Below are 6,823 nucleotides of genomic sequence, written 5' to 3' on the forward strand. Positions count from 1 at the left end.
GAGGCAATCATGCGAAAACTTCTCTCCGGTATTCTCTGTCTGGCGATGTCTACCCTGGTGGTACTGCCCGCATCCGCCGATCGTATTCGCGATCTGACCACCGTTCAGGGTGTGCGTGATAACGCCCTGATCGGCTACGGTCTGGTTGTCGGCCTCGACGGTACCGGTGACCAGACCACCCAGACGCCGTTCACCACCCAGACGCTGACCAACATGTTATCCCAGCTCGGTATCACCGTACCGGCAGGCACCAATATGCAGCTGAAAAACGTGGCGGCGGTCATGGTCACGGCCAAGATGCCGCCGTTTTCGCGAGCCGGTCAGGCCATCGACGTCGTGGTGTCTTCCATGGGTAACGCCAAAAGTATCCGTGGCGGCACCTTGCTGATGACGCCAATGAAAGGCGTGGATAACCAGGTGTACGCGCTGGCACAGGGTAACGTGCTGGTGGGCGGTGCCGGTGCGTCTGCCGGTGGCAGCAGCGTCACGGTGAACCAGGTGTCCGGCGGTCGTATCACCGGCGGGGCAACCATTGAACGTGAACTGCCAAGCACCTTCGGGACCGAAGGCGTGATCAACCTGCAACTCAACGACGAAGATTTCAATCTGGCTCAGCAGATCAGCGATGCGATCAACCGTCAGGGGATGGGCGTGGCGTCGGCACTGGATTCCCGCAATATTCAGGTGGTGGTGCCGCGTGGCAACACCTCGCAGGTGCGCATTCTGGCGCAGATCCAAAATATCGAAGTCAACGTCGGGCCGATGGACGCGAAAGTGATCATCAACTCCCGTACCGGTTCGGTGGTCATGAACCGCGATGTCACGCTGGACAGCTGTGCGGTGGCGCAGGGCAACCTCTCTGTGGTGGTCGATCGTCAGAACGATGTCAGTCAGCCGAACACGCCATTTGGCGGCGGTCAGACCGTGGTGACGCCAAACACCAATATTTCCGTTCGTCAGTCGGGCGGGTCGATTCAGCAGGTACGTTCGAGTGCCAGCCTGAACAACGTGGTGCGTACCCTGAATGCGTTAGGCGCGACGCCTATCGATCTGATGTCTATCCTGCAGGCAATGAAAACAGCCGGATGCCTGCGTGCTGATTTGGAAATTATCTGATGAGCGATCTGATGTCGATGTCAGGGACGTTTGACCCGCAATCTGCGGCGTACGATACGAACTCCCTGAACAAACTGAAGCGGGATGTGGCGCAGGATCCGCAGGCGCACATCAAAGAAGTGGCTAAACAGTTTGAAGGGGTGTTCGTGCAGATGATGCTGAAAAGCATGCGTCAGGCACTGCCGCAGGGTGGCATTCTGGATAACGAATCCACCAAACTTTATACATCGATGTACGATCAGCAAATTGCGCAGGACATGTCCAACAAAGGGTTGGGCATGGCTGACATGATGGTGGAACAGCTCACCGGCGGCAGTAAACAACCGTCTGAACTGGCGGGTACGGTGCCGATGGCGCTGGATAACGAAGTGCTCAAAACCCTTCCGGTTCAGGCCATGGAACAGTACCTGCGTAAAGTCATCCCGACCGCGCCGGACCGCACCACCGGCGGCGCACCGTTGCCAACCGACAGCGGACAGTTCGTCTCCAGCCTGACCATTCCGGCGCAGGTCGCCAGTAAAGACAGCGGGATCCCGCATCAGCTGATCATGGCGCAGGCCGCGCTGGAATCCGGCTGGGGGCAGCGCGAAATCCCGACCTCCGATGGCAAGCGCAGCTTCAACCTGTTTGGTATCAAAGCGGGCAGCAGCTGGGACGGCCCGACCACCCGGATCACCACCACCGAATACACCAACGGCGTGGCGAAAAAAGTGCAGGCCAGTTTCCGCGTCTATGGCTCTTATGTCGAAGCCATCAGCGACTACATCAAATTGCTCACCAATAACCCGCGTTACGCACAGGTTGCCTCCGCCAATACCCCGGAACAGGCGGCTCACGCCCTGCAACGTGCCGGTTACGCCACCGACCCGAATTACGCCGATAAACTGGTCAGTGTGATCCAGAAAATTAAAGGCGCGGGCGAGCAGGCGGTGAAGGCATATAGCCATGATTTAAAAGATATCTTTTAGACCTGCAAATCCTCGTTTTTTTTCTCAAGTTTTAGCGGTGCAGGCCGATAACACGATCAGAATGGGAAAAGGGGAAAGCCCCGGTTCAGCTCCCTTAATTACACGGTGGTAAAAAAGTCACCGGCAGCCAAAAGGTCACTCATGTCCAGTAGCTTAATAAATACCGCAATGAGCGGACTGAACGCAGCGCAGGCCGCGCTCAGTACCACCGGGAACAACATCGCTAACGTCAGTGTGGCCGGTTATAACCGCCAGACGGCCATTATTGCTGAAAGCAACGGCACCTCAACCTCTGCCGGGTACATCGGTAACGGTGTTACGGTTACGGGCGTTAACCGTGAGTACAACTCTTTTGTGGTCAAACAGCTTCTGGGTGCCAGCGCAACCAGCAGTGCGTTATCGACACAGCTCGATCAGGCCAGCTCCATCGATGACTTACTGGGCGACAGCTCAACCGGTATCGACGCCACCATGGCGACGTTCTTCACCGGCCTGCAAACCCTGACCAGCAATGCCAGCGACAGCTCGGCGCGTCAGGCGGTACTGGGCGAAGCGCAGGGCTTAACGGCGCAGTTCAACAGCTCAGCCAAATACCTGAACGACATGAACACGGCGGTTAACCAGCAGATCACGCAGAATGTTGACCAGATCAACACCTATGCGACGCAGATTGCCAAACTCAACGATCAGATCACCGCGACCCGCGGCAGCACCGGGCAGGAGCCGAATGCCCTGCTTGACCAGCGCGACCTGCTGGTCAGCCAGCTGAATGACATTACCGGCGTGACGGTGACCCAGCAGGATGGCGATACTTACAACGTCTCCTTTGCCAACGGCACCCCGCTGGTCAGCGGTGGGTCGGCGAAAACCGTCGTGGCGATGGCGTCGAGTGCGGATCCTTCCAAACTGACCGTGGGCATGACGCAGGCGGACGGTTCCGTGACCGAAATTCAGGAAAGCCGTCTGACCACCGGTTCACTTGGCGGCACACTGGCTTTCCGTAAAGAAAACCTGGAACCGGCCATCAACCAGTTAGGTCAGCTTGCGCTGGCGCTGGGCGACAGTTTCAATACCACCAACAAAGCCGGTTTTGACCTCAACGGTGACGCAGGGACGGATTTCTTCTCCTTCACCGGCGCGACCACCGTGGGCAACACTAAAAACACGGGCACGGCAGCCGTGGATGTGGCGTATACCGACACCTCAGCGGTAAAAGCCAGCGATTACACCATGTCGTACAACGGCACAAGCTGGGATGTGACCCGCGTTTCCGATGGGGCAAAAATCACCCCGACGGCAGGGACTGACAGTAACGACGATCCGACCCTGGAATTTGATGGTCTGTCGGTGTCTGTCAGCGGCACACCGGATACCAAAGACAGCTTCACCATCAAAACGGTGAGTAATGTCGCAGGCAGCCTGAATGTCGCCATCAGTGATTCTTCCCTGATTGCCGCCGCCAGTGCCGCAGACAGCGGTGTCAGTGATAACACCAACGCACAAAACATGCTGAATCTGCAAACCGCCAAACTGGTGGAAGGCAAATCCACCCTGACCGGCGCGTATGCCAGCATGGTGAGTAACGTCGGTAACCAGGTTGCCACGCTGACCACCACCAGCACGGCGCAGGCCAATATTGTGACGCAGCTGACCACGCAGCAGCAGTCTATCTCCGGGGTTAACCTCGATGAGGAGTACGGCGACCTGCAACGTTTCCAGCAATATTATCTGGCTAACGCCCAGGTTGTGCAGACAGCATCGACGATATTCGACGCCATTATAAATCTCCGCTGATCCCGGAACTGATAAGGAACTGATGCCATGCGCCTTAGTACCAATATGATTTACCAACAGAACATGGATGCGGTGCTGGATGGTCAGAACCGTTTCCAGGCGACCGGCTTACAGCTGTCTACCGGCAGCAAAGTGAGCAAGCCTTCGGATGATCCGCTGGCGGCATCGCAGGCGGTGCTGGTGCGTCAGGCACAAACAGAAAACAGTCAGTATTCGGTAGCCCGTACCTTTGCCAACCAGAGCATGAGTCAGGAAGAATCGATTTTAGGCAGCGTGACATCCACCATCCAGGATGCGCAGACGCTGATCGTTCAGGCCGGTAACGGTACGCTGAGCGATGACGACCGCTCTTCACTGGCGACCAAACTGGAAAGCCTGAAATCTCAGCTTCTGAATCTGGCAAACAGCACTGACGGCAATGGACGCTATATTTTCGCCGGTTATAAAAGTGATACCGCGCCTTATACCCAGGATGCCACCACCGGCGAAGTGACTTATTCCGGCGGTACGACGGCGATCACCCAGCAGGTTGATGCCAGCCGCACGATGACCATCAACCATACCGGTAATCAGATTTTTGATACCCTAACGGGTGATGCGAAGACCGAACCGGGCGGTTCTGTCGGTGAATCGGATATATTCAAAACCATCGACGGCGCGCTGAAAGCCCTGACCACGCCATCCGCCGACTATACCACTGACACGGAATATACTGATGCCATCGATAAAGCCAACCGTGGACTGAGCAACTCACTCAACAACGTGCTGTCAGTGCGTTCTGAGCTGGGTACGCAGATGAGTGAACTGGACAATCTGGATACGCTCGGCGATAACCGTGAAGTCACCAACTCCACCAAACTCAGTAATCTGGTGGATACGGAATGGACCTCGGCGATCTCGACCTACACCCTGCAACAGGTCGCGCTTCAGGCGTCCTACAAAACCTACAGCGCCATGCAAGGTATGTCACTGTTCCAGATGAATTCGTAATCCTCTCCGGCGCGTGATCCTGCGCGCCAGACACCTTCTCGTTATCGACTGCATAACCGTAAATCTGCGGTTATGCAGGCACTTTTCTGACTGTACTTAAACCGGGTACTCTCAGCTTTGTATGTCGTCTTTCTAAGGTTTGGCGACATACTCTTTTTCCCTCTTCATATTTCAGACTGGCTCAGCGTTGGCTTCCTTCGCGAACCCCGGTCACATACTTATTGTATGCTCCCGGGGATTCACTCAGTTGCCGCCTTGATACAATCCGAACCAGTTAGAGGAATCTGTACTCGTTATTCAGGGGAACCTACCAGAGGATTAATCATTCTTAATGACCAAACAGGGCAAGTAATACGGGGAACAGGAACGGGGCGAGGAGGGAGGTGATGATCCCGCAAATCACCAGCGCCAGTGAGCTGAACGCGCCTTCCTGATAATCCATTTCTGCGCAACGTGCGGTGCCCAGTGCGTGCGAGGCGGTGCCCATCGCCAGTCCGCGTGAGGCTTTGGTGGTGATTTTGAGAATATTCAAAATCGTGTGACCAAAGACGGCACCAAGAATACCGACGAAAATCACACACACGGCGCTGATAGCCGGAATGCCGTTGATGGATTGCGCTGTCGCCATGGCGATCGGCGTGGTGACGGATTTCGGTAAGACCGATGCCGCAATCTGCGGTGTTGCACCCATCCACAGCGCGATCGCCGTGCCGGTGACCATGGCGACGACACTGCCGATAAAACAGATACTGATGATCGATTTCCAGCGGGCGCGGATCTGATGCAATTGCTCATACAACGGAAAAGCCAGCGCGACCACCGCCGGTTGCAGCAAATCATTGAGGATTTTGCTGCCAGCGAAATAGCGGGCGTAAGGAATATTTGTCACCAGCAGCAGCGGAATAATCACCACCATCGACATCAGCAGCGGATTGAGCAGCGGCATTTTTAGTTTGATGGCGAGCTTACGGGTGGCAAAAAACACGATAAGCGTCAGCGGCAATGACCACAGAATATCAATCATTTTTGTTCTCCGCCTTTTCGCCCACCGCACCGCGTTCGCCATGAATGTAGTGTGAACAATAGGCGACAACCAGCAGCACGATAAGGGTACTCACCAGACAGGACACCACCAGCGGGCCAAACTGCGTGCGCAGTTGCTCGTAGTAATTCATCACCCCGACGCCGATAGGCACGAACAACAGCGCCATATAACGGATCAGAATGTTACAGCCCGGTTTGACCCATTTAAACGGCAGAATTTGCGTGGAAAGCAGCCCGAACAGGATCAGCATCCCGATAATGCTGCCAGGTATCGTGAGTGGCAAAAGAGATGAAATCGCATTCCCGGCGAATAAACAGAGATAAATCAGAATAAACGCCCGAATATATTGAAATGTCAGAGAGGTTGCGTTGCTCATGGTGTTTCACCCAGTTGAATGATGCATTCATCATACAATTAAGATGTGATCTGTGCCACATAACTCAGTATGAAATTTAGGAATGAAGTGTATTCCAAAATGGCGTGCGACTGGCAGGTTTTGTTTTCTCCTTCACCGCGCCGGAGGGACGTTTCAGCGGGTATTGAGAAAGTAGCAACGGGTCCGTGACGTGCTCCACTCATGGCGAAGTGTGAGGCGGCAACGCAGTTTTGGCTCCTCCCCCTGCGAAGGGGGAGGCGGGGAGGGGGTTCAGCAGGCAACACCAGATTCCGAGTTGTCATTAATACCCCACCCCAGCCCTCCCCTTCGCAGGGGAGGGAGCAAGCCGGTTTTCGGCTCCCCCCGCGGCGAAATGTGAGGGAGAAAGCCGGTTTTCGGTTCCACCCATGGCGAAGTGTGAGGGAGCAACGCGGTTTTGGCTCCTCCCCCTGCGAAGGGGGAGCAGCTGTGTCGAATGTCAATCCGGCAGCGATTAATTTGCTGCCCATTCACGACCATCTCGCACCATCGCAT

At 55.5% G+C, this 6,823-nt stretch carries 6 protein-coding genes; 4 read left to right on the forward strand and 2 right to left on the reverse strand.

Annotated elements, in window-relative coordinates; genetic code table 11:
- Positions 1-9 precede the first annotated feature (9 nt).
- From EDF78_RS24715 to flgL, 4 genes are all read left to right on the forward strand, one after another.
- Positions 10-1,116 (forward strand): flagellar basal body P-ring protein FlgI, encoded by a 1,107-nt coding sequence (locus EDF78_RS24715; protein WP_095922294.1) that lies wholly within the window; start codon positions 10-12, stop codon positions 1,114-1,116.
- Positions 1,116-2,084: a flagellar assembly peptidoglycan hydrolase FlgJ gene (gene flgJ / locus EDF78_RS24720; protein ID WP_095922293.1), complete on the forward strand. Its 969-nt coding sequence runs from the start codon at positions 1,116-1,118 to the stop codon at positions 2,082-2,084. The genes EDF78_RS24715 and flgJ overlap by 1 nt, the downstream gene beginning before the upstream one ends.
- Positions 2,085-2,225: 141 nt before the next feature.
- On the forward strand, positions 2,226-3,878 hold the full coding sequence (gene flgK, locus EDF78_RS24725) for a flagellar hook-associated protein FlgK (RefSeq protein WP_119822407.1): 1,653 nt from the start codon (positions 2,226-2,228) through the stop codon (positions 3,876-3,878).
- A gap of 27 nt (positions 3,879-3,905) precedes the next feature.
- Positions 3,906-4,868, forward strand: coding sequence for a flagellar hook-associated protein FlgL (gene flgL / locus EDF78_RS24730; RefSeq protein ID WP_119822408.1), 963 nt, complete (start codon positions 3,906-3,908; stop codon positions 4,866-4,868).
- A gap of 328 nt (positions 4,869-5,196) precedes the next feature.
- Here flgL and EDF78_RS24735 read toward each other — a convergent pair whose 3' ends face one another.
- Entirely contained in the window at positions 5,197-5,892 is a 696-nt protein-coding gene (locus EDF78_RS24735; RefSeq protein ID WP_095922290.1) for a CidB/LrgB family autolysis modulator, read from the reverse strand.
- The gene (locus tag EDF78_RS24740; protein ID WP_119822410.1) at positions 5,885-6,289 is read right to left on the reverse strand and encodes a CidA/LrgA family protein; all 405 of its coding nucleotides are present in this window, start codon (positions 6,287-6,289) and stop codon (positions 5,885-5,887) included. The genes EDF78_RS24735 and EDF78_RS24740 overlap by 8 nt, the downstream gene beginning before the upstream one ends.
- Positions 6,290-6,823: the final 534 nt, after the last annotated feature.

The organism is Rahnella sp. BIGb0236, from assembly GCF_004364755.1.
GTDB classification, from domain to species: domain Bacteria; phylum Pseudomonadota; class Gammaproteobacteria; order Enterobacterales; family Enterobacteriaceae; genus Rahnella; species Rahnella victoriana.

What these genes read in the sequence shown, in the direction of transcription:
- flgK (WP_119822407.1), top strand. Translation starts at nt 2,226, where the DNA reads ATGTCCAGTAGCTTAATAAATACCGCAATGAGCGGACTGAACGCAGCG.
- EDF78_RS24740 (WP_119822410.1), bottom strand. Translation starts at nt 6,289, where the DNA reads ATGAGCAACGCAACCTCTCTGACATTTCAATATATTCGGGCGTTTATT.
- flgL (WP_119822408.1), top strand. Translation starts at nt 3,906, where the DNA reads ATGCGCCTTAGTACCAATATGATTTACCAACAGAACATGGATGCGGTG.
- EDF78_RS24735 (WP_095922290.1), bottom strand. Translation starts at nt 5,892, where the DNA reads ATGATTGATATTCTGTGGTCATTGCCGCTGACGCTTATCGTGTTTTTT.
- flgJ (WP_095922293.1), top strand. Translation starts at nt 1,116, where the DNA reads ATGAGCGATCTGATGTCGATGTCAGGGACGTTTGACCCGCAATCTGCG.
- EDF78_RS24715 (WP_095922294.1), top strand. Translation starts at nt 10, where the DNA reads ATGCGAAAACTTCTCTCCGGTATTCTCTGTCTGGCGATGTCTACCCTG.